The sequence below is a fragment of the Propionivibrio soli genome (assembly GCF_025770765.1).
GTDB classification, from domain to species: Bacteria; Pseudomonadota; Gammaproteobacteria; order Burkholderiales; family Rhodocyclaceae; genus Propionivibrio; species Propionivibrio soli.
The window spans coordinates 1-22,604 of the sequence record NZ_JANZKY010000022.1 but is presented as its reverse complement, the minus strand read 5'-3'; the positions used below and the strand labels follow the sequence as shown (position 1 = coordinate 22,604).

Sequence of the window (22,604 nt, the reverse complement as noted above, 5' to 3'; positions counted from 1 at the left end):
GACGTCACATGCCACCACTGCCCGAATCGAACAAAACGTCCGGTTTCATGCGTAACCTGGGGCCCGTCGGAATCACGCTCGCCTACGCGTTCGTCGCGGTGCCGTGGATCATCGGTTCGCACATCTTTTTCGGACAGCACGCCGGAGCGCCGGACCAATGGGCGGAATTGTCGTTGCACGCCCTGTTCGTATTCGTTTCCGGTGTTCTGCTCTATTTGCTCCTGCTTTACCACGCCAGAGATGCCCAACGCAGTACAACGTCGTCCGCGGCCGTGACGCCTCCCCCGTACCGCACGCGTTACCTCGCGCTAATCTTTCTTGCGCTGTCGCTGTTTGTCCCGCTGCTCGGTTGGGTTTACGTCAAGCTGCAAGTGCCGCAGATCGAGCGGGACACCTACAACAGCCTGGAGGCCATCGTCCGCCTGCGCGCGCAGCAAGTGGAACTGTGGTTGAAGGAACGCAAGGCCGACATCGACCTGTATTCGACCCGGGCGGTGATCACCGACGAGGTCGAACGCCTGCAGAAAAACGACAAAGACCACGCGGCACGCGATTCTCTTGTCAAACACCTGCGCGGATTGAGACTGACGCAGGGTTACGGATCGGTATCGCTGTTTTCGCCGCACGGTGAGTTGCTGCTCAACGAGGGGGAGATACCTCGCCTACCGGACGACGTGAAAGCCATCTTCGACAAGGGCACATCGCCGCGCTGGGCACAGCAAAGCGAGCTGTCGTTGACGGAGGGTGGTCAGCCGGTCATGCACTTCGTGGCCCCCATCCTCAAGGGCGGTGCTGTGCCCGGAGCGGCCGCCGCCCCCGTCGGCTACCTCGTGACGAGCGTGGACTTCGGTGCCGGAGTCCTCTCGCGCCTCGGCCATTGGCCCACGCCGAGCCGAAGCGGCGAAACGATGATTGTCCACAGCCAAGGAGATGAGGCAGTCTATCTCGGCCCGCTCAAGGAAATAGGGGCTTTCGGTTCGGTTCGTGTGCCCTTGGCGCAAACCGGCCGACCCGCTGTGCGCGCGATCCTCGACAACCAGCCCGGCACGATGAGTGGTCTCGACTACCGAGGCATCCCAGTGTACGCCGCCTACCGTCCGATCGAGGGCACACCGTGGCAATTGATCGCGAAGATCGACCGGGATGACGTGCTGGCGCCGATGTGGCGTACAGGGCAGTGGATCGGCGCCATCGGCTTGGCCGCCGTCATCGCCATCATGGGCGCTCTGTTCCTCCTCTGGCGGCATCGCGAACACGCGCAGCAACTCTCGTTGCTTGCCGAACAATCGAAGGCTGACGAACTGCTGCATAACTTTTTCAACCTGCCGTTCGTCAGCATGTTCGTCATGGAAGCCGAGACGCGCCATTTCCTGCGCGTCAACGACCATGTTTGCGCGCTCACCGGTTATCTACGCGAAGAACTGCTGGAAAAAACGCTGCGCGACATTACCCACGCCGACGATTTCGAGCACGTCTCGGCCGAGATCCGTCGCATCTGCGATGGCGAGCACGATTCGGCGGCGTTCGAGCAACGCGTCGTGCGCAAAGACGCGTCCATCGTCTTTATCGGCATCGACGTCAAAGGCGTGCGCAAGACCGATGGCCGACTCGACTACCTCTTCTGCACCGCGCAAGACATCACCGAGCGCAAGATGCACGAAATGGCGCTCAACATCGCCAACGCGCAGCTGAAGACGAACCAGGCCGAATTGCGAGCGCAGAACGAAAGCCTGCGCGAAACCAAGACCGAACTCGAGGAGTCGCGCAGTCAGTACGTCAACTTGTACGAGTTTGCGCCGGTGGCTTATCTGACGCTTTCTCCGCAAGGCGAGATCCAGCGCATCAACAACACCGGCGCCTCGCTGCTCGGCTTGCGCCTCGATCTCATCGCCGACCGCAAATTTGAATCTTTCGTCGCCCCCGATGGGGTAGATCGCTGGCGCCGCTTCCTGGCGTTGTCGATGCAAGGCGGCGATCGCCAACGTGATGAATTCGCCTTGGTGCATAGCGATGACACCCTGTTCTTCGTTAATGCGGAAAGCTCGCTGCAGGCCCACGCCGACGAAGAACCCGTCATCCGCCTGGCGTTGACCGACATCACCGGCCGCCGCCAAGCCGAGATGGCATTGCGGGCCAGCATCGAACGCTACGAGGCGGTGACGCAATCGTCGAACGATGCGATCATCACGGTGAACAGTGGTGGCTCGATCATCGCCTGGAACCCGGCCGCCGAGCGGATCTTCGGCTACACCACGGTTGAAATCACCGGGCGATCCGCCCGCCTGCTGGTGCCCAATCGCCACCACGCGCGCTTCCGCTTCTGGCTCGACAAGGTGCTCGCCAGCAGTGAAGGCCATGACGCCGACCACGGCGTCGAGACCAATGGCTTGCGCAAGGACGGCACCGAATTCGACATGGATGTGTCAATCACGCGCTGGAAGGTCGCCGACGGCGTTTACTTGACGGGAACCGTGCGCGACATCACCCAGCGCAAGAAGACCGAACAGACGCTGCGCATCCTGTCCGAAGCCGTTGGGCAGAGTCCGGAAGCGGTGGTCATCACCGATACGAACGCGTGCATCGAGTATGTAAACGAAGCCTTCGTCGCGCATACTGGCTACAGCCGCGAGGAAGCGATCGGGCAGAACCCCCGCCTGCTCAACTCCGGCCGGACGCCGCCCGAGACCTATCGGACCATGTGGGCGGCACTGACCCGCGGCGATTCGTGGCGAGGCGAGTTCTACAACAGGCGCAAGGATGGCAGCCTGTTCATCGAGTTCGCTGTCATTGCCCCGATCCGCCAGGTCGACGGCACGATCACGCACTACGTCGCCATTAAAGAAGAAGTCACCGAGAAGAAACGGCTCGCCGAGGAACTCGAGAACTATCGCTATCATCTCGAAGAGGTGGTCGAACAGCGCACGGCGCAGCTTGCCGACGCACGCATTCAGGCCGAGGCGGCGAACGTCGCCAAGAGTTCCTTCCTCGCCAACATGAGCCATGAGATCCGCACGCCGATGAATGCCATCGTCGGCCTCACGCACCTGCTGCGCAACAGCGGTCCGACGCCGCGCCAGCTTGATCGGCTCGACAAGATCGACAAGGCCGCGGCGCATCTCCTGTCGCTGATCAACAACATTCTCGATCTCACCAAGATCGAATCGGGCAAGATGGAACTCGAGGAGACGGACTTCTCCTTGACGGCGATTCTCGACAACGTTCGCTCGATGATCATGAACCAGGCGCGCGAGAAACGGCTGCCGATCATTTTCGACGTCAGCGGCGTTCCCGTCTGGCTACGCGGCGATCCGACGCGGCTGCGCCAAGCACTGCTCAATTACGCCGCCAACGCGGTCAAGTTCACGCAAGAAGGCCGCATTACGCTACGCGCCATCCTGATCGAAGAGAACGAGCAAGGCCTGCTGATTCGCTTCGAAGTCGAGGATACGGGGATCGGCATCGCGCCCGAAAAACTGCCCGGACTCTTCAAGGCCTTCGAACAGGCCGACACCTCGATTACGCGCAAGTACGGCGGCACCGGGCTCGGCCTCGCAATTACGCGCCGGCTGGCACAACTCATGGGCGGCGAGGTCGGCGTCGCAAGCGAACGCCACCACGGCAGCACGTTCTGGCTCACCGCACGCCTGAAGCGCGGCGTGGGCATCATGCCGAACGTCGTAGAAGCGGTGATTGAGCATCACGAAGACGAGTTGCGCCTGCACTATGCCGATGCCCGCATCCTGATCGCCGACGACGTCGAGGTAAACCTGGAGGTCGCACAACTGCTGTTGCACGGTGCCGGCTTGCAGGTCGACTCGGCGAGAAACGGGCGCGAGGCCGTGGACAAGGCACGCATCACCCGCTACGACCTGATCCTCATGGACATTCAGATGCCGGAGCTGAACGGACTCGAAGCGACGCGGGCGATCCGCCAGCTCTCCGGCCGTTCCGACATCCCGATCCTCGCCATGACGGCCAACGCCTTCGACGAGGACAGACGCAGCTGCCTAGAAGCCGGAATGAACGATTTCGTCACCAAGCCGGTGGATCCGGACACCCTCTACTCGGTGCTGCTCAAGTGGCTACCGCCCACGGGAAAACCACAATCGCCGACGCCTGGAAAACCGGAAACCGCACGGCCTCAGCCCCCCGCGCTGAAGCACACGCTACGCGAGAAACTCGCCGACGTGACCGGACTCGACGTCGAAAATGGTCTGGCTCGGGTGCGCGGCAACGAGGACAAATACAATCAAGTGATCGGCCTCTTCCTGACCGGCCACGAGCACGACGCCGAGAAAATTGCCGAGGCGGTCAAGGCCGGCGAGTTCATCGTCGCCGAGCAGTTGGCACACGCTTTGAAAGGTTCCGCCGGGCTGATTGGCGCCGGCGTCGTGGCCGAGCGTTCGGCGGCGCTGCTTGACGCGATCCGCGAGAAACTGCCGGCGGAGAAGATCGAGTCCACCGCTGCCGCGCTGAGCCCCGCCCTGCGCAGCCTCATCGACGGGCTCAAACGCGCCCAGGAAGCGCCGCGGAACGGAGCTTCGGAGGCCACCATCGACCGCAATCGTTGCGAGGACATTCTGTCCCGGCTTGAGTACATGCTCGAAAACGGCGACATCGCGGCAAGCACGCTGGCCCGCGCCGAAAAGTCGCTGCTCTGCGCGGCTCTCGGCATTACCGGGCAACAAATGCTGGCGGCGATTCAGGTCTTCGATTTTCAGGGGGCTTTGATGCTGCTGCATACGGCGCGCGAGACGCGACTGCCCACCATGCTCGCGTCGTGAACCGGCGCGAGCGTTGAATGGAGTAGCTGGGTGCGTCGATCGGCTCCGCCAAGGGGGGTTTCGGAACGGCTTATTGAGAATGTGCTTGCCGGGACGAGAAGGCGGCTGCTCGCGCCGTTATTCGCGGACGTCAGCGCTGAACGAACGGTGCTCGGGCATCGCTTCGATCACGAAACGGACGAGTTCGGCCACGGAACCCGCCTGCAGTTTCTGCATGATGAGTTGCCGATAGGTTTCGGCCGTCCGTACACCGATGCCGAGTTCCTCGGCGATCACCTTGGTCAGTTTGCCTTCGAAGATGCCCTGCAGGACTTCTTTTTCGCGCGGGGTAAGCTGAGCGATGCGTTCGCCCATGCGACGGTTGCGCGCCAATAGTTCGGCACGTTCGCGGTCGATACGCAGCCCGTCCTGGATGCGTTCGATGAGTTGTTGCGACGAAAACGGTTTCTGGAAGAAATCGAGCGCGCCACCGCGCATCGCCCGTACGACGGACTGCACTTCCGCGTAAGCGGAAACAAAGATGATCGGCAGGTTCACGCCGCGCTTGTGTAACTCGTCCTGCAGTTCCAGGCCGCTCATTCCCGGCATGCGCAGGTCGGTGACGATGCAGCCTTCGAGTCCCTCAACGCCGTGATCGAGAAACTTCACGGCGCTTTCGTAAACCTCGTAAGGCAGATTGACGGATTCGGCCAGGTCGACCAGAAGAAACGTGACTACCGGATCGTCGTCGATCAGATAGACCTTTGGCACTGCTCGCTCGGACTGTTTTTGATTCATATATATGCCGGGCAACAGAGGTTGGTCGGGAGGATAACGGCCGAAAAAGATGATACAAGTTCGAGATTGTCGTTGCAACAATATGAATTCACGTCACCTTCTCGCGCCAGAACGATGAGTTTTTGACCTTGCGCAACGACTCGGAACAGGAATCGTTCGCGGGTATCGCTGAAACCACAGGGAAAGCGAGCAAGCGCTCACCCCTCTTCCCGGCCATACCAAAAGGAGCGGCCACCAAAACTCCGGTAGCTGATCCAACATTCCTGAAAGCTCGCGCGCGACAAACGGCGCGTTAACAACATTGCTGCCGACAGGCACGAATATCTTGCTGAACAGCGGTCGTCATGCCCTGCGGCTAAAGCCGGCGTGCGAATCTGCTGGCCCGCATGCGAATCTGATTATTCGACCGGGCGAAATGTAAAGCGTTCGCTCCATCCGCTCTCCTTCTCCGGACTTCCATGACACTTGGGCCAAATCGGAAATGTGAATCGCCAGGCCGGGTGACGGAGGAAATGAAGATTCCTCCGCCACCTTACACCAGCCGGCGGTCTCGCGAACCGTCAATTCGTTGCCTTACTGGATGATCCCGCGCGCCTTCATCCGATCGCAGGCATTCTGCCGAGCGATCGGCAAGGTAACGCCTTTCTCCTTGGCACGCGCTTCCATCGCGGCGTGCTGTTCAGCCTGTACGGTCTTGCATTCGTCGTAGGTTTTGACACCGCGCATCTTCGCCTGGTGTTCGGTTCGCTCCTGCGGTGTCATCAAGCCCCAGCCGCGCGTATTGTTCTGGTTGAACATCATCCCTCGCCCCTGCCCGGCCTGGCCGCCACGCATGCCACGGCCACCCGCTCCCGGACCCATACCTTGGCCTCGGGGCGTCGGCGTCTGCACGGCGGGATCGCTGCCCGCGGCTGAACCCGCGGAACCTTGAGCCAATACCGGGGCAGCAAGCGCCGCACCAAGCAGCACGACGGCCGTCATTGCTTTCAATTGAATCGTTTTCATAGCATCTCCTGTACGTTGATGGTGATGGTCAAGGACGCCGGTCACCGCTCGTCCTTGGCTACAATTAAAGACGTCAGATGTAAGCGGGGTGTTGCCGGGAGCCACCGATTTGCATCGCCGCGTTGCGTGCCCGGGGAGCGTTACACTGGGTTACAAACCCGGCGCCGGGAAACGGAAAAAAGCGGTTTAATCATCCTGTCGCGCTAGGCGCAGGCAAAAGAACGTAGACCCAACGTAGGCCGAGTGATGGACAACCCCGATTGCATACTTATCGTAGACGACGACCTGGAGATCCGCCGGTTGCTCGTGGATTACCTCGCGCGCAACGGTTTCGAAGCGATCGCCGCGCGCGACGGCCGCGAGATGTGGCAGACGCTCGAACGCCGCGTCGTGGATCTGATCGTGCTCGACCTGATGCTGCCGGGAACCGACGGTCTGACGCTCTGCCGCGACCTGCGTGCTCGGCAAAATCTCGCGAACATTCCCGTCCTGATGCTCACCGCGCGTGGTGAGGAGACCGACCGCATCATCGGTATCGAGATGGGCGCCGACGACTACCTTGTCAAACCGTTCAACCCGCGCGAGCTTCTGGCCCGCATCAAGACGATCCTGCGCCGCACGCGGGCACTGCCGCCCAATCTTCGTCCCGAACCCGCCCGCTGCCTGTGTTTCGCCGGGTGGTGCCTGGATACCGCCGAACGCCTGCTCACCGCGCCCGATGGCGTCGCGACCCCGCTCTCCGGCGGCGAGTACCGCCTGCTGCGTACCCTGCTCGACCACCCGAACCGCGTGCTCAATCGCGACCAACTGATGGAACTCATCCACGGACGCGAAGCGGAACCCTTTGACCGCTCCATCGACGTGCAGGTGAGCCGGCTGCGGCAACGCCTGCGCGACGACAGCCGGGAGCCCCAACTGATCAAGACCGTGCGCGGCGAGGGTTACGTACTCGCCTCGGCCGTCGAGTCTCGCAGCACCTGCCCGTGAAGACCGCTCGCTTTTCGCTCATGCCGTCGAGCCTCTTCGCGCGCATGGCGCTGATCCTGCTGGGCGGCCTGCTCGCCGCCCAGCTGACAAGCCTCTGGCTGCAATGGGACGAGCGCGCCGCCGTCGTCTCTCAGGCGCGCGGGCTCCATGTGGCCGACCGCATTGCCGAGGCCGTACGTGTTCTCGAAGCCACCGAGCCGACGCGCCGCGAGGGCGCTCTGCCCGCCCTGCAGGGGGCGGACATGAAGCTCATGCTGATCGGCGAGAACCAGGTATCGCCGACGGTTCCTCACGGCACGATCCAGAACGCCGTCTCGGCGCGCCTGGGCAGCGAACGCGAGATTCGCTCGTTCGGCGCCGGTCAGGGAAGAGGAATGGGCGGCGGCATGGGCGCCGGGATGGGCCGAATGGGCGCCGGCTCATCAACCGGACAAACGCCGGGGCCAGGCCAAGGACTGGGACGCGGCATGGGTGGCATGGGTGCTGGCCCGATGGGCTGGCGTACCTTCGACGTGCGCCTCAACGACGGCCAGTGGGTACGCGTTTCCGCGTTGCGCGATGCCGAAGCGGCACCGGCGTTACCGAACGATTTGCTGCTCCAACTGGCGTTGACGCTGTTGGCCACGCTTGCCGGCGTGACGATCGCCGTACGACTGGCCACGAAGCCGCTGCAGCGGCTGGCCCACGCGGCCGACGCGCTGGGCAGCGACCTCGACGCTCCTCCACTCCCTGAAGACGGGCCGGCCGAAACGGCGCTGGCCGCCCAGGCGTTCAATCGCATGCAAACGCGAATCAAGCGCCTGATCGACGAACGGGCGCGCGCCCTCGCCGCCGTTTCGCACGACCTGCGTACGCCACTCACCCGCTTGCGCCTGCGAGCCGAACTCGTCGACGACGACACCCTACGCGAACAGATGGGCGCCGACCTCGAGGCGATGGCGACGATGATCGACGGTACGCTCGACTACTTGCGCGGATTGCAGGAAAGCGAACCGACACGCCCCATCGACGTCAACGCCCTGCTGCAAAGCCTGGCCGAAGATGCGGCGGTCCTCGGTCGCCCGGTCAGCGTCGAAGGCGCCGCGCAAAAGCCATACACCGGCCGCCTCTCGGCCCTGCGCCGCGCGCTGCAGAACCTCGTCGACAACGCGATCAAATACGGACGGTGCGCCCGCCTGCATGTCGAAGATGACGGCCAGACGCTGCTTATCGCCGTCGACGACGAGGGTGAAGGTATCGCCCCCGAAGAACTTGAGAAGGTGACCGAACCCTACTATCGTCCTGACGCCTCGCGCAACAGGGATACGGGCGGTGTTGGCCTGGGCCTCTCGATCGTCAAGGACATCGCCTTGCTGCACGGCGGCGATCTCAAACTCGAAAACCGCCGCGAGGGCGGCCTGCGCGCGGCACTCGTCCTACCCCGCGGCTCGCACGCCGCCTGAGATGATGTGAGCGCTACGCCGCGTGGATGACGTCGTGGACGCTCTGCTTTGACAAGAACGCCTCGCGCGGAGCCCCGAGGAAATCAAGGCCTCGCCGCGTGAAAACCAGAGCCGAGACTTAGAACCAGCTTTCGACCTTGTCGCGCGACGGCACCCCGCCGGCATGCACGACCTTGCCGTCGATGACCACACCGGGTGTCGACATCACGCCATAGCTCATGATCGACGGCAGATCCTCGACCTTATCGAGCTTGATCGCGGCGCCTTTCTCGCGCGCCACCTGTTCGACGAGGGCCACCGTATTGCGGCAGTTGGCGCACCCGGTGCCCAGTACTTTGACTTCTTTCATTCGTATTTCCCCTTTTTTTGTGTGTCGTAAAGTCGATATTTTTCTCCGCGGCTGGCGGAGAGTCCGTACGCAGTTCATCCCCGTGCGGACCTGGCCTCGTCAGCTCGTCAGCTTGGCGTGCATCGCGCCGATCCTGCTTTGCAGCATACCGACGATTTCGGCCTCGCTTTCCGCCAGCGGACGCACGGGGACGAGGTCGAGTGCGCGCTGCCGCGGCACATCGCTGGCGAACAGCAGATCGACCGTACCCTGCAACATGGCGTGCATCGCCGCACGCGAGGCATCGGGGTCGAGCCCGAACGATTGCGCGAGCGCATCGACGGTCGCGAACTGGAAGCCGAAATACGTCGGTCCCATGGCGCTGATCACCGCATAGGTTTCCAGTCGGTCTTCAGGAACTTCGGGCATCTGACCGAGGGGCTGGAGAAGTTCGAAAAACGCATGGCGCGCCGCGGCCGGCAGCCCCTCCCCGAAGGCGACCGGATTGTAGCCGTGGCCGATAATGCTCGGGGCATTCGGGTTCATGCGTACCACGCGTGAGAATCCGCCGAGCCGCTCCTTCAGGGCAGCCAGTTTCACCTTGGGCGCCAGCGAACAGACGATGGTGTCCGTGCGTAACTGCCCGGCGATACGGTCCAGTGTCTCGCCCATGACCGGCGGATGGACAGCCGCAAAGACGACGTCAGCCGCCGCGGCCTCCTCCAGCGCAGCGGCCTTTACCGCCGGGAAAGCCGCCTGCAGGGCCGCGATGGCGACCGAGTTGGCGTCGTACGCGACGACGTTCGCCGGCATCTTTTTCGCACGCGCCCAGCCACCGAGCATGATATGGGCGACCCTTCCGGATCCGATGAAACTCACGGTTTGATTCGATTGAGCCATTTCTTCCTCCTTGTTTGTTTGGATCGAGCGATCTGGAGTTTTGGAAAGCGGTTATCCGAGGATCACCGACTGGAATACCGCGTTGAAGACATACCCCACCAACATGATTCCTGATGCAACAACACCGACAAAGGTCGCGATCAGCGCCGGACGCAGAGCCTTGCGCAGGATGATGAGTTCGGGGGCGGAGAGTGCGATCACGGCCATCATGAACGCGAGCACGGTACCGAGCGCGGCCCCCTTGCCGAGCAGCGCCTGGACGATCGGGATGATTCCCGCGGCATTCGAATACATCGGCACACCAAGGAGCACGGCGGCCGGCACCGCCCACCATACGTCGCGCCCCATGAATGAGGCCATGAACGATTCCGGCACGTAACCATGGATTCCAGCGCCAAGGGCGATGCCCATGAGCACGTACACCCACACCTTGCCGACGATCTGACGCACATGCCGGGTGCCGGACTCAAAACGTTCCACCCAATGCAGCGACTCCGCGTCGGAAGCAATCGCGGGCGAGGCCTGGATCTTCCGCACCCAGTCTTCGAGATGCTTTTCCATTCCCAGGCGGCCGATCACCAACCCCGCAACGATCGCCACCAGCAAGCCCATCGCCAGGTAAAGCGCGGCCACCTTCCAGCCGAACAGGCCGAAGAGGAGCACGAGAGCCACTTCGTTCACCATCGGCGCCGAGATCAGGAACGAGAACGTCACGCCGAGCGGCACGCCGGCCGAGAGAAAGCCGATGAACAAAGGCACGGCCGAGCACGAACAGAACGGCGTCACGATGCCGAGCGTCGCCGCCAGAACGTTGCCGATTCCGAGGCGGCGCCCGGCAAGCAAGGTGCGCGTGCGCTCCGGGGCAAAGAAGGTCTGCACTACGCCCATCACGAAAACGACGGCGACGAGCAGCAGGAGCACTTTCGGCGTATCGAAGACGAAAAAGTGAACCGCCTCGCCGAAATGTGTGTTCCGGTCGAGCCCGAAGGCCGTTACGACACTGTCGGCAAATACGTCAAGCCGGCTATACGCGAAGAACCAGAGCAGCGCCGCGCCGGCAAGGCCGGCCAACCAGCGCTTCTGCGCCGTGGCCGGCAAGGTGATGGATGAATCTGTCACGAAATCCCCCGAGTTGTGTTGGTCTCAGAGGGGGAGACGAACGAGGGACAAAAAGGATGCAGGGTCCGGGCCGGAGTTTTCGGAGCCGGTACCGCCTATACGCACATGCCAGCGCCGGAGGCAGCTTAGGCCCGACGGCGCCGTAAGCAACTACACCGCGCTCAAGGCAGAACGTGCGGTCGACGAGAGACCGCCGATCGCCGAAGGTTAAAACTTACAGCCCGGTGGTGGCCCCGCGCACCCACTCGGTAAGGCTCGTCAGATCACTGGCGCCGACGCGCTGAGCGACCACCTTGCCGTGGTGAAAAATCGCGAGCGTCGGGATGGAGCGAATCGCGAACCGCGCGGCGATTGCCCCTTCGGCCTCGGTGTTGAGCTTGGCGACCCGCACCCGCCCGTCGAGCGCCTTGGCGGCGGCGGCAATCACCGGCGTCATCGAACGGCACGGCCCGCACCACGGGGCCCAGAAGTCGACCAGTACCGGCAGGTCCGAATTGCCGACGTGGCGATCGAAGTTCGCGGCGGTGAGTTCGAACGGTTCGCCGGTCAGCAGCGGTGCCTTGCAACGGCCGCAGACCGGGTTGTCGTCCATACGCTCGCGCGCCACCCGGTTGGCGGCATCGCAACCGGGGCAAACGAGTTGCAGGGTATCGGACATTGTGCGCTCCATTCCATAAGAAATAACTAATGTATGGCCGACCGACGGTATTTCAATGGACGGTTGGAGGTCCGCCCGTACCCTGCGTGGGCAGGGAGCGCGCCGCTCTCATTATTCGCTCGCGCATTGTCGGTCAGCACGATCCAGGACTGTGGCGCACCTGCTTCAGTACCTCGGACGGTGCCAAGCGCTTACCCGAACTTCACGAACAGTTTCGAGTACGGCGCTTTCACCTTGCCGAGCGCGTCCTTCATTGCGGCGGCATCGTGAGCGCGCAGCGCCGCCTTGAGATCGGCCATCGATTTCTCAACGTTTGCCAGCAGCGCGAGAAACTCGTCGTTCTTCAGGTATTCAACCGGCGCTTCGGCCTTCAGGCGACTCGCGAGATAGTCCAAAGCCCCTGCCTGCAACGCGAAGTCCGTTTGCCCCTCGGCGCCAGCAAGCAGACTCGGACCGTCGTCGAGCAACCGTTCCATTTGCGCGTGATAGGCGTTCATGTGGTCGCTGAAGGTCACCACCTGATTGCGGCGGCGCAGGTCGGCGACCAGATCGCGCACTTCTTCCAACGTATCGTGTGCGGCGGCGAGTTGATTGGCGGCAACCTGTTCGCTTGCCCGCGCGTATACGCGTTCCACGTCCGAGAGGGTCCGGGAGAACCGATCGTCGCCCGCATACGGCACGGAGGGTGCGGCGCCGTAATCGGCCGCAACACGTGACCAGCCCTGCCACGCCTCGGCGACGGCCTGCGCCGCTTCGGCTTGCGACTTGCCGTTGGTCTTGAACAGTGCCACGCGATACGGCGCATAGGCACGCTGCATTGCCTCGGTGATAGGGTCAGCGGCAGCCGCCGATCCGGCGAGCGCAAAAAGCGACAGAGAAATCAGCAGGGGCTTGAACATGGTCGTGCTCCGCATGCAAGGTGTCTCGTTACGCGGCTTACTGGATCAATCCGCGCGCTTTGAGGTTGTCGCAGGGATTGCCGCGCGGCGCGAACAACGCGACGCCTTTCTCCTTCGCACGCTTTTCCATCAGGGTGCGGTGTTCCGTCCGCACGAGCTTGCACTCGTCGTAGCTCTTGACGGCGCGCATCTTCGCCTGCTGAGCGGTCTGTTCTTCAGGCGTCATCAACGCCCGACCCGGGGTACCAGCGGCACCGCCCATCGTTCCCCGGCCCGGGCCCATGCCGGCGGCCATACCGCGGCCCATCCCCCGACCCATACCTTGGCCCATGCCCGCTACACGGCCAGCGCCCATGCCGCGCATGCAGCCAGCGCCCGCGCCGCCTTGCGCTGCGACGCACCCCTGCATGCGTGGGCCGCCGCCAGGCCCCATGCCCCATCCACCGCCCATTCCCGGGCCCATTTGCGCCATTGCCGGCGTTGCCAAGGCGGCGCCGAGCAGAGTCACTTGGAAGATACGTTTGACGATCGATTGCGTTTTCATGGCGGTCTCCTCGTTGCCAGTGTCTGAACCGAAACGGAATTCGACGAACTCCGTTTCCATGGCGACATTAGAGGCGCGACGTGTAAGCGGCATGTTGCTTGAGCACGCCGTTTTGCATCGCTCGGTTGCAGAACGGCGATGCGTTACACAGCGTTACAAATGGAGGCGGCTGGGAGATCGGGCAGGCCATGCGCGACGGCCCCAACCGGCAACTACGATTTCTGGGAAGGTTCGAGAGACGAGTCGAGAGGCGCCTGCAGCGGCGGACGTGGAACGAAGCAGCAGACTTTCCCCGCTTCGTCGAACGTGACCTTGCACGCGCTGACCAATTGAGCCTGCAAGCGCTGCCGAGCCCGCTGCACGCGCGACTTCGCTCCGGGCAGCGATATTCCGTGGCGATCGGCGAAGTCTTTCTGGGTCACGCCTTGAATGTCGCAGAGCACGATGGCTTCGCGATCTTCGGGCGAAAGCTCCGACAGTACGCGCGGCAGACAGTGGCTCAGCAGATCGACGGGGGCGACCTCCCCGAGCGGCTCGGCGGCCACGTCGTCAGGCAGCGGCGCATGATCCTTTTCGAGCCGCAAGCGATCGACGAGCAGATTGCGCGCCACCTGAAAGAGCCATGCCCGCCGGTTGTCGATGTCGCAGAAGCCCCTTCCTAGCATGAGCGCCTTGAGAAAAAGCTCCTGCAGGAGATCGTCAGCCGCCGCCGCATCGCCCATGCGGTGCACAAGAAAGCTGCGAATCTCTTTCTTGTGCGCTCGCCAGGCCTTGTTGAGGCATTGATAGTCGGTCTTGCCGTCCATGGCTCATTCTTGCACAACGCCAGCCCTTCGGTCAGCCGCAGCCGCATCCGCTTGGAGCGCAGGCGGATGCGGCTTTCGCGAGGACATCGACGACTTTCTTGTCCATCGCCGCACCTGCGCCACGGCGAACCTGCTTGCCGACCTCGACCGCTGCGCTGATGTCTTCGTCACTGACACCGTGATTTCTCGCACTCGCCACGTGATGATCGAGGCACGGCTGGCAGTTGGCCGTTACCGACGCACCGATGGCAACCAGATCGTTCGTTCTTTCGTCGAGCATTTTGATTCTCCTCTCAGCGGGTTTTTTCTACGGCGGCGCAAACGGAAGCGCAATCGCGGTGCGTAACATCCGGTTTCGACGAGGTACCGCGATCCTTCAAGAGACCGAGAATCTTCTCGGCGACGCTTTGTGCCGTGTCGCGCCGCTCGGCTTCGGCGACGTCATCCATGTGGAAGACCTTCGAGAACCGCTTGTGCAAGGGGAGCGCATCGATGTGCACAACTCGCTCGCGATCCACGAGGTTGTTCACCACGCGCCCGATGCATTTGAGGAAACAACCATCGATGACAACCACTTCTTCGGCTTGCTTGACCCAACGGGCCATCGCGGAGTGCGGCACGAGGATCGTTTCCGCATAACACGCTCGCGCGTACGGCGGCTGTCTGGCCACGAGATTGGCCGAAAGGCGCGCAATCTCGCCCCGAATGCACGGGCCTTCGCACGAGAGCACCGGAACGGCACCGCGGGCGATCTTGTCTTCCGCCCAGGCTTCGCCCGAGGGACAGTATCCGGCCACCGCATCGACATCGAGCGAGAACCGGTCGTTCGCATCCTTCATTGTTTCGTCCTTTCTTTGGTGGGCTAGCGGAAGGCATGCGGCCCCTTCCGCGAGGTGTGCACTGTTGGCACACCGGTTGGACGAATCAGCCTACAAAAAGGATACGTCGGTGGAGAAAACGTGCGCGGCTCGCCCGTGACTAGGCCACCCTCAGGGCAATGGCAAGTACCGTGTTAGCTCAATCCCAGAACGCGCGCTGGATTGGCCTTCGTCATCCGGTCCAGGGCTGCCGACGGTACGCCGGCCTGTCTCAGGAAACGTATGTATTCAGCCAGCGCTTCACTCCACATCGGATTTTCAACCTGGCCACCATCGGTCGCAACGATCGTCGATTCGAAACCGATGGCCTCCATCGCTTTCAGATTGCGGTGGAAGTTCTTCTCGTACGCACCGCCGACGTTACGCGCGTAACAACGCTCGAAGAACACGTCGAATTGCGCGAGCCGCTTCTGGTCGTCAATCGACATATCAATCGTTGTCCATTCGGGATGATTGACGATGATTTTTCCCACTCCCTGTTTCCTGGCCTCCTCGACGACAACCAGTATTTCCGCTGGCGTCCCGTGCCCGGTGCCGAGCGCGATATCGGCCTCGGCCACCATTTTCAGGATCGGAATCAGCGCTGGGGCGGCCTTGCCGCCCATCACCGTCTCGATCCCGTCGCTCTTGCCCTGCCGTTTTCGTTCGTTGGCAGAAAACGATGTCGGCAGCCAGACGATCTTTGCACCCAGCTTGATCGCCGTATCGACTGCGACGGCATTAAGGCCGCCGACATGCGGATTGAGGACGATGCCTCCGAACACGTCGATGCCCGGTACAGCTTCGCGGGCAATCGTCGCCCGGTCCATGGTCGTTACCAGATGGGACTTGATGACGATGGCCCGAGCCCCGACCCGCCGTGCTTCGGCGGCGAGCTGCAAGTCGGAGAGGCGCCGGAGGCGTATGTCCGGATTGGTGTGGATGTGGATGTCGACGACGCCTTGCAACAAGGTTTCCGATGTGCTCATGACAATTATCTAGAAGACGAAGAGGAGCCCGATGGAAAGCAACAGCGCAGCCACGAATCCGATCGGCACGGCTCGGAACAACAGCTGCGGGAACAATTCACTACGCCCTTCTTCCGTCACGCACGCCCCAAGCACGAGGCTACCGCCAGAGGAGAACGGTGAAATCGCTGACGCTTGGGCGCCTACGACGATGGCGATGAACAGGAGCATCGGCTCGATCCCCAGTGACGAGGACAACGACGGTACGAGCGGGAACAGCGCGGGCGTGACCACACCGAGCGTGCTCGAAAACAGCGACATGATTGCCGCCACCACGCACATCGCGAGCGGCACGAGAATCTTCGGCAGGCTGGTTCCGATCCATGCCGCCAGTTGGTTGATTGTTCCAGCTTTGATAGCCACCGAGATCAACATACCGACGCCGCAGATCATGATCAGCGTACTCCACGGCACCATGGCGATGACCTTCTTCTCGTCGCCTAGCTTCAACAGCAAGGCGATGACCACGAACACGCTGGCGACGAGGCCGATGTCCATCTTCGAATTGACGAAAGTGATCGTCTTGTTGGCAGGCAGCGCCAAGTGCAGGAGCGGAGCGGCGAGTACGATTCCCATCATCAGCGCGATCAGAAACAGCGTCGTCTTCTGGTGGCGGTCAAAGGGCGCGGGACGTTCGGAAAGCGCGACGCCGTTGCTCATCGTCTTCCGGTGGTCGGTGAAGAACACGAGGAAACCGAGAACGAGGACCGGAATCACCATCGTGCTTACGAAAATCCCGATCGAATCGACAAACGCCGCGTCAGCCGATAGGCCGGCCGTTTGCATAAGACCGCGGAAGATCAGACCGCTCTGGCTGGCCATGAAATTCGCACCCGCCAGCGCACCATAGTTGACCGCCATCGCGCCAATCATCTTGCCCATGCCGGTCTTCTCACACAGCAATAGCGTGATCGGCGCCATGAACGCGAGCACCGTGTAGAAACCGGCACCCATGCCGGCGATCAGCGTCGCCGCCAGGAACACGGCGAATGGCAGCATGTGCGGGAACTTTCGGCAACCGTACATCAGGTGCCCGGCGAGCTTCTCCAGCGTGCCATTCACCAGGGCAAAGTTGTAGAAGATCGACACTGCGAAGATGACGAAGAAGATGCTGATCGGCCACATCTTCACGATGTCTGGAGCCTTCACGTCCATCGCGAAACATCCGATCAGGTAAGCGAACGCAATGGCGAAGAAACCTGTGTTTATCTTTGTTCTATAACCCAGCGCGATCGAGATCACGATCGCAACTACGACGACCAAACTCATCATGACTCTTCCCCCTGTTATCTTCTAGCTATATGTACGTACGATCGTCGTCCGGCGAGCCCCACAACGACAACGACCGGTTTGTTTCGGGAACTGAGACTATCTTTCTCGTTTTCGACATCCCCGACACCGACGACCGATTCATCTATTCATATATATGAATTGAAGCGCATGCTAGGCGCACGGAATCGGGATGTCAAGTGACTCCGAAGCAACGCCGCGATTGGACTTATTGCCCCCATGCAGATAGAGTTGTCAGCCTTCTGGACATCCGGACGGCTGTATGAATTCAGGCATGCTGGCGCAAGATGAACGCCTCCCCCTCTACCAACGGTTACGCGACGAAATGGCGGAAAAAATTACCGCCGGGGAGTGGCGCCCGGATCAGGCAATTCCCACCGAGGCCGAGCTCACGAAAATCTACGGCGTCGCCGTGGGAACGATCAGGAAAGCCGTAGACGTGCTCGTCGCAGAAGGTCTACTGGAACGCGCGCAAGGTCGCGGCACCTTCGTGCGGCGGCCAAGTTTCGACGGATCGCTCTTCCGCTTTTTCCGTCACCTAACTAGCGAAGGCGGACGCACGGTGCCCGAGGGGAGAGTTCTCTCGCGTACCGTCGAGCCCCCCCCCGAGCACGTCGCGGCGGAGTTGGGTCTGACAGCAAAGTCCAAGGCAATCCGTCTCGACCGGTTGCGCCTGATCGACGGTCTGGTCGTCCTCGTCGAGGAGATTTGGCTTCCGAAGGCACGCTTCGCCTCGTTGTTGAACATCGAACTCGCCGACTTCGAAAATCTGCTCTACCCGTTCTACGAGTCACGTTGCGGACAGGTCATCGCCTCGGCGAAAGAAACGCTGACGGTCGACTCGGCCAATGCCGCCGTTGCCAAGGCGCTCGGGATCAAGGAAGGCAAACCCGTCGTCGTCATCGAGCGGCTTGCCTTGGGATTCGACCGTAAGCCCATCGAATGGCGCCGTTCGCACGGCGCCGCCGATACCTTCCGTTATCAGATCGACATCTGCTGACAGCGCTACGCTAGGCTGGTCCGCCTCGAAAAAAATAACAGGGTTTAGCTCGGAATTCTGTTTTTTGGAACGCACCGACATACGCCATCGGCTTCCTGAAGCACCTCGCAGTGTTTTTCCAGCACCGATTTCATCGCCCGCCGCGCACGATGCAAACGTATCTTCGCGTTGCCGGTCGTTATCCCTTCATCTTTGGCAATTTCCGCAACTTTGCGGTCGTGCATGTCCGCCTGGGCGAGAACGTATCGTTGTTCGGGCAGCAGCCGCCCCATGAGTTCCTGGACGCATTGGCTCATCTGGCGACGTTCGATGTCTTCCGTATCGTCAGCCTCGATAGGAATGTCGGCGCCCGCGCCATCGTGGGCGCTATCCTCAACCGAAACGCAAGGTTGCCGCTGCTGCTTGCGCAGGAGATCGTAGGCAAGATTCATCCCGATCCGATGCAGCCACGTGGATAGCGCTGCGTCCTCTCGGAAATCGCCAATCGCTTTTGTAGCGCGCACCAACGTCTCGTCGGCTACATCTTCGGCTTCGGTGGGGCCGACCAGACGCGAGAGGCTGGCGACCAATTGCTTGCGACAAGCGGGATACAGGCGCAGCAGATCGTCCTGCGTCATGTCAGTTGCTTACGCAGGCACTTGGCGCTTGCCGGGCAGAGTCCCCGAAATTGAGGATGGCCGGAAATGGAAGCCGGCGCTGACTCTCGCGGTACGTCGTCGTATCCGCGCCTGCGGAAATAGTCCGCCGCGGTCGTCGTCAGCAAATAGAGCGCCGTCACGCGGTCCCGTCGCGCCTGGTCTTCGCACCAGTCGACCAACCGCGCCGCCAAGCCGCGGCCGCGCCTTGGCGGGGCGACAGCGAGGGAGCGCAGCAAGCCGTTTGATCCGAACATCTCCACGCCGGAGACGCCGACGATCTCGCCATCGACCTCGCCGATGCAGAACGAACCGGGAAGCGATTCAGCGAGGTCGCCGGTCGGCAAACTGCAGCTTTCGAGCAACGCCCTGATGGCAGGTAGATCCGCTTCCTGGGCGCGGCGCAACTCAAGCGTTTCTTCTTTCATACCAATCCTTGCTGGCATTAACGACCTTCACCACTCCGAGCATCACCGGCACTTCAATCAGCACGCCCACCACCGTCGCCAGCGCGGCACCGGACTCGAAACCGAACAGGCTGATCGCTGCCGCGACGGCGAGTTCGAAGAAGTTCGACGCGCCGATCAGCGCTGACGGACAGGCGACGTTGTGCTTTTCGCCGAGCGCGCGATTGAGCCCGTAAGCAAGCGCCGAATTGAAGAAGACCTGGATCAGGATCGGCACGGCGAGCAGCGCGATGACGAGCGGCTGGTCGATGATGGCCTTGCCCTGAAAGGCGAACAGCAGCACGAGCGTGGCGAGAAGCGCCGTGATCGACCAGGGGCCGATCTTCTCCATCGCCGCATCGAACGCCGCCTGCCCGCGCGAGAGCAACGACTTGCGCCAGAACTGCGCGAGGATCAACGGAATCACGATGTACAGGACGACCGACGTAAACAAGGTATCCCAAGGCACAGTGATCGCCGAAATACCGAGCAGGAAGCCGACCAGGGGCGCGAAGGCGAAGATCATGATCGTATCGTTGAGCGCCACCTGCGACAGCGTAAAAAGCGGGTCGCCATTCGACAACCGGCTCCACACAAAGACCATCGCCGTGCACGGTGCGGCGGCGAGCAGGATGAGTCCCGCGATGTAGCTGTCGATCTGCCCCGCGGGAAGATGCGGCGCAAAGACCTGGCGCACGAAAAGCCACCCGAGAAAGGCCATCGAGAACGGCTTGACCAGCCAATTGACGAACAACGTAACGCCGATCCCGCGCACGTGTTGACGCACCTCGTGCAAGGCGCCGAAATCCACCTTGACCAGCATTGGGATGATCATCACCCAGATCAGGAGCCCGACGGGCAGATTGACCTGCGCGACCTCCATGCGCCCAATCGACTGAAACAACACGGGCAGCATTTGTCCCAGCACGATACCGGCAACAATGCAGAGAAAGACCCAGACGCTGAGATAACGCTCGAAGACACTCATCGGCGCTCCGGCCGCCGCCTTCGCGGTGATTTCACATTGCGCGCTCATTCGACCTCCGATGCGGCTTCGTGGATCATCCGCGCCGCCATGACGACATCCTTGCAGGACAACACGCTGAGATCGAGCGCGAGGAAGGCCCGGATACGCTTCTCCAACGAGCGGAAAGCCCTCTCGAATGCCTCGCGCCGCGCCTCCTCCGGTTCAATATGCGCCGGGTCTGCAATACTCCAGTGGATCGTCGCGGGATGCCCCGGCCAGACCGGACAGGCCTCGCCCGCTGCGCTCGCACACACCGTGAAGATGTAATCGAAATGCGGCGCTCCTAGCGCAGCGAATTCATCCCACGATTTGCTGCGTACATCAGCGGGAGCTTGAATGCTATGACGCGCCAGCGTTTCCAGCGCCATGGGGTTAACGATTCCCGCCGGGTGGCTGCCGGCCGAGTAAGCCCGCACGCGACCCGCACCGAGATGATTGAAGAGCGCCTCGGCCAGAATAGAGCGGGCGGAGTTGCCGGTGCACAACACCAGCACGTTGATGAACGGACGGGAACTCATGAGCTGCCTTTCGTAGAACAACGTTTTGGATTTCCTCGGCAGCAGTCCTCTTTAAGGAAGGCTACCAGGGCATCGACCCCGGCAAGCACCGCGCGATAACGAACATACCGCCCTTCCTGCACCATGCTTACGAGCCCCGCCTGCGCCAGCGTTTTGAGATGAAACGACAGCGTCGGCGCCGGCATCTCCAGCTGCTCGCCGATCAACCCCGCGGTCAATCCCTCGGGAGCATTACGAACAAGCAGCCGGAATACCGCCAGGCGGCTTTCCTGGGCCAACGCGGCCAAAGCAAGAACAGCGTCTTTCGTTTCCATTATTCCAATAATATGGAAATGACGGGATGTTGGCAAGAGGGAAACTCATATTATCGTCCGCAGCTTAAGTTGAGACTTTCGCAGCTTAAGTTGAGACTCTTGAAATGCCGACCTTCATTGTGCTTCGAATTCGATTTATGAACTTTGTGTCAGCAGGCTCTTTCCACGATGCCTACGACTCTAGTTCGCCCGAAGCCGACGTTGCCCCATCTAGTCAGAAGGGGCCAAAATACAGCAATTGATGCCAACGAAGTGACATGGCACTATCATTCCGACTCACTTCATTTGCGCACGGCAGATACGGAATGAAAATAACAACTTGCCTCCTTTTGTCCCTGTGTTTCTTTTCCGGGTCCGCACTGGCCCTCAATGTCACGCTAGTAGCCAAAGCCGACCGCGGAAGCAAGCCCACCATTACGGGGGTGACAAACCTTCCGGACGGGATTGATCTCATGATCACTATCTCTCGAAAGGAAAGTCAGTATATGGCTCAAGACAAAGTAAAGGTCAAAGCAGGCACGTTTCGCTCTGCTGAGTTTTCGCAGAAGGGAAATGCACTAAATCCAGGCAAGTACACAATTGAGATGTCCATGCCTATTGCAGCCGTGCAGCCTCCCAATACTTGGCCAGTAATCGGTAACGATGGCGCAAAGCTGGAAGGCCCTTTGGTGAAGAAGAATTCGTTTGGCGGCAAGGTCGTCGAGTACAAAACTTCTATGGTTATCGGCTCGGGGGAAGCCTCTTCAGAACGCGACAACATGGCACGCGAGCAAGAACAAAAGGACAAGCACGAGTGGTGGCTTCGCTCCTGTACCGACACCTGCAGAATGACACAGGGCATCGCACAGAAACGAGGCGAGGCATTTAACTGGGACCGTTGTTACTACAGGTGCGTGGCTGACGAGCCAAACATGAAATCACCATAGAGGGAGAATTCATGACTGTTCGGTTCAGTAAATCAAACATGTTGGCGCCGAAACGACTTGGCCCCCGTGCGGCTCTATCGGGATCGGCAATCGAGGTCTTTTCTCAACGTTGGCATTCCCCGAACTGCTCTCTATTCTCGTCAGTCCCTAGTTGGCAGCAGCAGTATGCCGAGGCAGCAAGCCAGCGTTTCGCTTACTATTAACCCGGCAACAAATTACCAAACAGCTCAGGCGGCATAGCGAATTTTTTCGTGTTTGAAGTACGACCGAATCCGTTCAGGCTGTTTTTGCAGGCTTCGCAGATGCCCGAGCAG

23 protein-coding genes are annotated in these 22,604 nt (G+C 61.3%); 5 read left to right on the top strand and 18 right to left on the bottom strand.

Translation table 11 applies throughout. The annotated features are described in order from the left end of the window. The first annotated feature begins 8 nt into the window (after positions 1-8). Positions 9-4,784: a PAS domain S-box protein gene (locus tag NZ453_RS20810; RefSeq protein WP_263772875.1), complete on the top strand. Its 4,776-nt coding sequence runs from the start codon at positions 9-11 to the stop codon at positions 4,782-4,784. Positions 4,785-4,901: 117 nt separating this feature from the next. Here NZ453_RS20810 and NZ453_RS20805 read toward each other — a convergent pair whose 3' ends face one another. Both NZ453_RS20805 and NZ453_RS20800 read right to left on the bottom strand, forming a co-directional pair. Further along, a complete protein-coding gene (locus NZ453_RS20805; RefSeq protein ID WP_263772874.1) occupies positions 4,902-5,561 on the bottom strand; it encodes a response regulator transcription factor in 660 nt (219 codons plus the stop codon). Positions 5,562-6,134: 573 nt separating this feature from the next. Further along, on the bottom strand, positions 6,135-6,566 hold the full coding sequence (locus NZ453_RS20800) for a hypothetical protein (RefSeq protein WP_263772872.1): 432 nt from the start codon (positions 6,564-6,566) through the stop codon (positions 6,135-6,137). A gap of 246 nt (positions 6,567-6,812) precedes the next feature. Between NZ453_RS20800 and NZ453_RS20795 the strand changes: the two genes are divergently transcribed. After that, positions 6,813-7,553: a response regulator gene (locus NZ453_RS20795; RefSeq protein WP_263772870.1), complete on the top strand. Its 741-nt coding sequence runs from the start codon at positions 6,813-6,815 to the stop codon at positions 7,551-7,553. Further along, positions 7,550-8,995 carry an ATP-binding protein gene (locus NZ453_RS20790; protein WP_263772869.1) on the top strand — a complete coding sequence of 482 codons (1,446 nt, stop codon included), beginning with the start codon at positions 7,550-7,552 and terminating at the stop codon, positions 8,993-8,995. Before NZ453_RS20795 ends, NZ453_RS20790 begins: the two co-directional genes overlap by 4 nt. Before the next feature lie 118 nt (positions 8,996-9,113). On the opposite strand, the gene NZ453_RS20785 is transcribed toward NZ453_RS20790, so the two are convergent. From NZ453_RS20785 to NZ453_RS20735, 11 genes are all read right to left on the bottom strand, one after another. Continuing rightward, positions 9,114-9,344, bottom strand: coding sequence for a thioredoxin family protein (locus NZ453_RS20785; protein WP_263772868.1), 231 nt, complete (start codon positions 9,342-9,344; stop codon positions 9,114-9,116). A 99-nt stretch (positions 9,345-9,443) separates the two neighbouring features. Further along, positions 9,444-10,223: a pyrroline-5-carboxylate reductase family protein gene (locus NZ453_RS20780; protein WP_263772867.1), complete on the bottom strand. Its 780-nt coding sequence runs from the start codon at positions 10,221-10,223 to the stop codon at positions 9,444-9,446. 51 nt (positions 10,224-10,274) lie between these two features. Continuing rightward, positions 10,275-11,342: a permease gene (locus NZ453_RS20775; protein WP_263772866.1), complete on the bottom strand. Its 1,068-nt coding sequence runs from the start codon at positions 11,340-11,342 to the stop codon at positions 10,275-10,277. Positions 11,343-11,556: 214 nt separating this feature from the next. Further along, positions 11,557-12,000 carry a thioredoxin TrxC gene (gene trxC / locus NZ453_RS20770; protein WP_263772864.1) on the bottom strand — a complete coding sequence of 148 codons (444 nt, stop codon included), beginning with the start codon at positions 11,998-12,000 and terminating at the stop codon, positions 11,557-11,559. Positions 12,001-12,191: 191 nt separating this feature from the next. Further along, positions 12,192-12,899, bottom strand: a complete 708-nt coding sequence (locus NZ453_RS20765; protein ID WP_263772862.1) for a hypothetical protein — start codon at positions 12,897-12,899, stop codon at positions 12,192-12,194. A 37-nt stretch (positions 12,900-12,936) separates the two neighbouring features. After that, positions 12,937-13,443 (bottom strand): hypothetical protein, encoded by a 507-nt coding sequence (locus NZ453_RS20760; protein ID WP_263772861.1) that lies wholly within the window; start codon positions 13,441-13,443, stop codon positions 12,937-12,939. 212 nt (positions 13,444-13,655) lie between these two features. After that, positions 13,656-14,249 carry an RNA polymerase sigma factor SigZ gene (gene sigZ, locus NZ453_RS20755; protein WP_263772860.1) on the bottom strand — a complete coding sequence of 198 codons (594 nt, stop codon included), beginning with the start codon at positions 14,247-14,249 and terminating at the stop codon, positions 13,656-13,658. A gap of 31 nt (positions 14,250-14,280) precedes the next feature. After that, positions 14,281-14,529, bottom strand: a complete 249-nt coding sequence (locus NZ453_RS20750; protein ID WP_263772859.1) for a carboxymuconolactone decarboxylase family protein — start codon at positions 14,527-14,529, stop codon at positions 14,281-14,283. A gap of 13 nt (positions 14,530-14,542) precedes the next feature. Next, positions 14,543-15,088: a putative zinc-binding protein gene (locus NZ453_RS20745; RefSeq protein ID WP_263772858.1), complete on the bottom strand. Its 546-nt coding sequence runs from the start codon at positions 15,086-15,088 to the stop codon at positions 14,543-14,545. A 173-nt stretch (positions 15,089-15,261) separates the two neighbouring features. Then, a complete protein-coding gene (locus NZ453_RS20740) occupies positions 15,262-16,095 on the bottom strand; it encodes a DUF6282 family protein (protein ID WP_263772857.1) in 834 nt (277 codons plus the stop codon). A 9-nt stretch (positions 16,096-16,104) separates the two neighbouring features. Then, complete coding sequence (locus tag NZ453_RS20735; RefSeq protein ID WP_263772856.1) at positions 16,105-17,406, bottom strand: SLC13 family permease; 1,302 nt, start codon at positions 17,404-17,406, stop codon at positions 16,105-16,107. Between the two features lie 280 nt (positions 17,407-17,686). On the opposite strand from NZ453_RS20735, the gene NZ453_RS20730 reads away from it, so the two are divergent. Beyond that, a complete protein-coding gene (locus tag NZ453_RS20730) occupies positions 17,687-18,424 on the top strand; it encodes a GntR family transcriptional regulator (RefSeq protein ID WP_263772855.1) in 738 nt (245 codons plus the stop codon). A gap of 44 nt (positions 18,425-18,468) precedes the next feature. On the opposite strand, the gene NZ453_RS20725 is transcribed toward NZ453_RS20730, so the two are convergent. Genes NZ453_RS20725 through NZ453_RS20705 form a run of 5 tightly spaced genes read right to left on the bottom strand, consistent with a single transcriptional unit; the run spans position 18,469 to position 21,364 of the window. Beyond that, positions 18,469-19,041, bottom strand: coding sequence for an RNA polymerase sigma factor (locus tag NZ453_RS20725; protein WP_263772854.1), 573 nt, complete (start codon positions 19,039-19,041; stop codon positions 18,469-18,471). After that, entirely contained in the window at positions 19,038-19,487 is a 450-nt protein-coding gene (gene arsN2 / locus NZ453_RS20720) for an arsenic resistance N-acetyltransferase ArsN2 (protein ID WP_263772852.1), read from the bottom strand. The genes NZ453_RS20725 and arsN2 overlap by 4 nt, the downstream gene beginning before the upstream one ends. Next, on the bottom strand, positions 19,468-20,541 hold the full coding sequence (arsB, locus tag NZ453_RS20715; RefSeq protein WP_263772851.1) for an ACR3 family arsenite efflux transporter: 1,074 nt from the start codon (positions 20,539-20,541) through the stop codon (positions 19,468-19,470). The genes arsN2 and arsB overlap by 20 nt, the downstream gene beginning before the upstream one ends. Next, positions 20,538-21,050: an arsenate reductase ArsC gene (locus tag NZ453_RS20710; protein WP_263772850.1), complete on the bottom strand. Its 513-nt coding sequence runs from the start codon at positions 21,048-21,050 to the stop codon at positions 20,538-20,540. The genes arsB and NZ453_RS20710 overlap by 4 nt, the downstream gene beginning before the upstream one ends. Beyond that, positions 21,047-21,364, bottom strand: coding sequence for an ArsR/SmtB family transcription factor (locus NZ453_RS20705; protein WP_263772849.1), 318 nt, complete (start codon positions 21,362-21,364; stop codon positions 21,047-21,049). The genes NZ453_RS20710 and NZ453_RS20705 overlap by 4 nt, the downstream gene beginning before the upstream one ends. Positions 21,365-21,669: 305 nt before the next feature. Between NZ453_RS20705 and NZ453_RS20700 the strand changes: the two genes are divergently transcribed. After that, the gene (locus tag NZ453_RS20700) at positions 21,670-22,290 is read left to right on the top strand and encodes a hypothetical protein (protein ID WP_263772848.1); all 621 of its coding nucleotides are present in this window, start codon (positions 21,670-21,672) and stop codon (positions 22,288-22,290) included. The last annotated feature ends 314 nt before the right edge of the window (positions 22,291-22,604 follow it).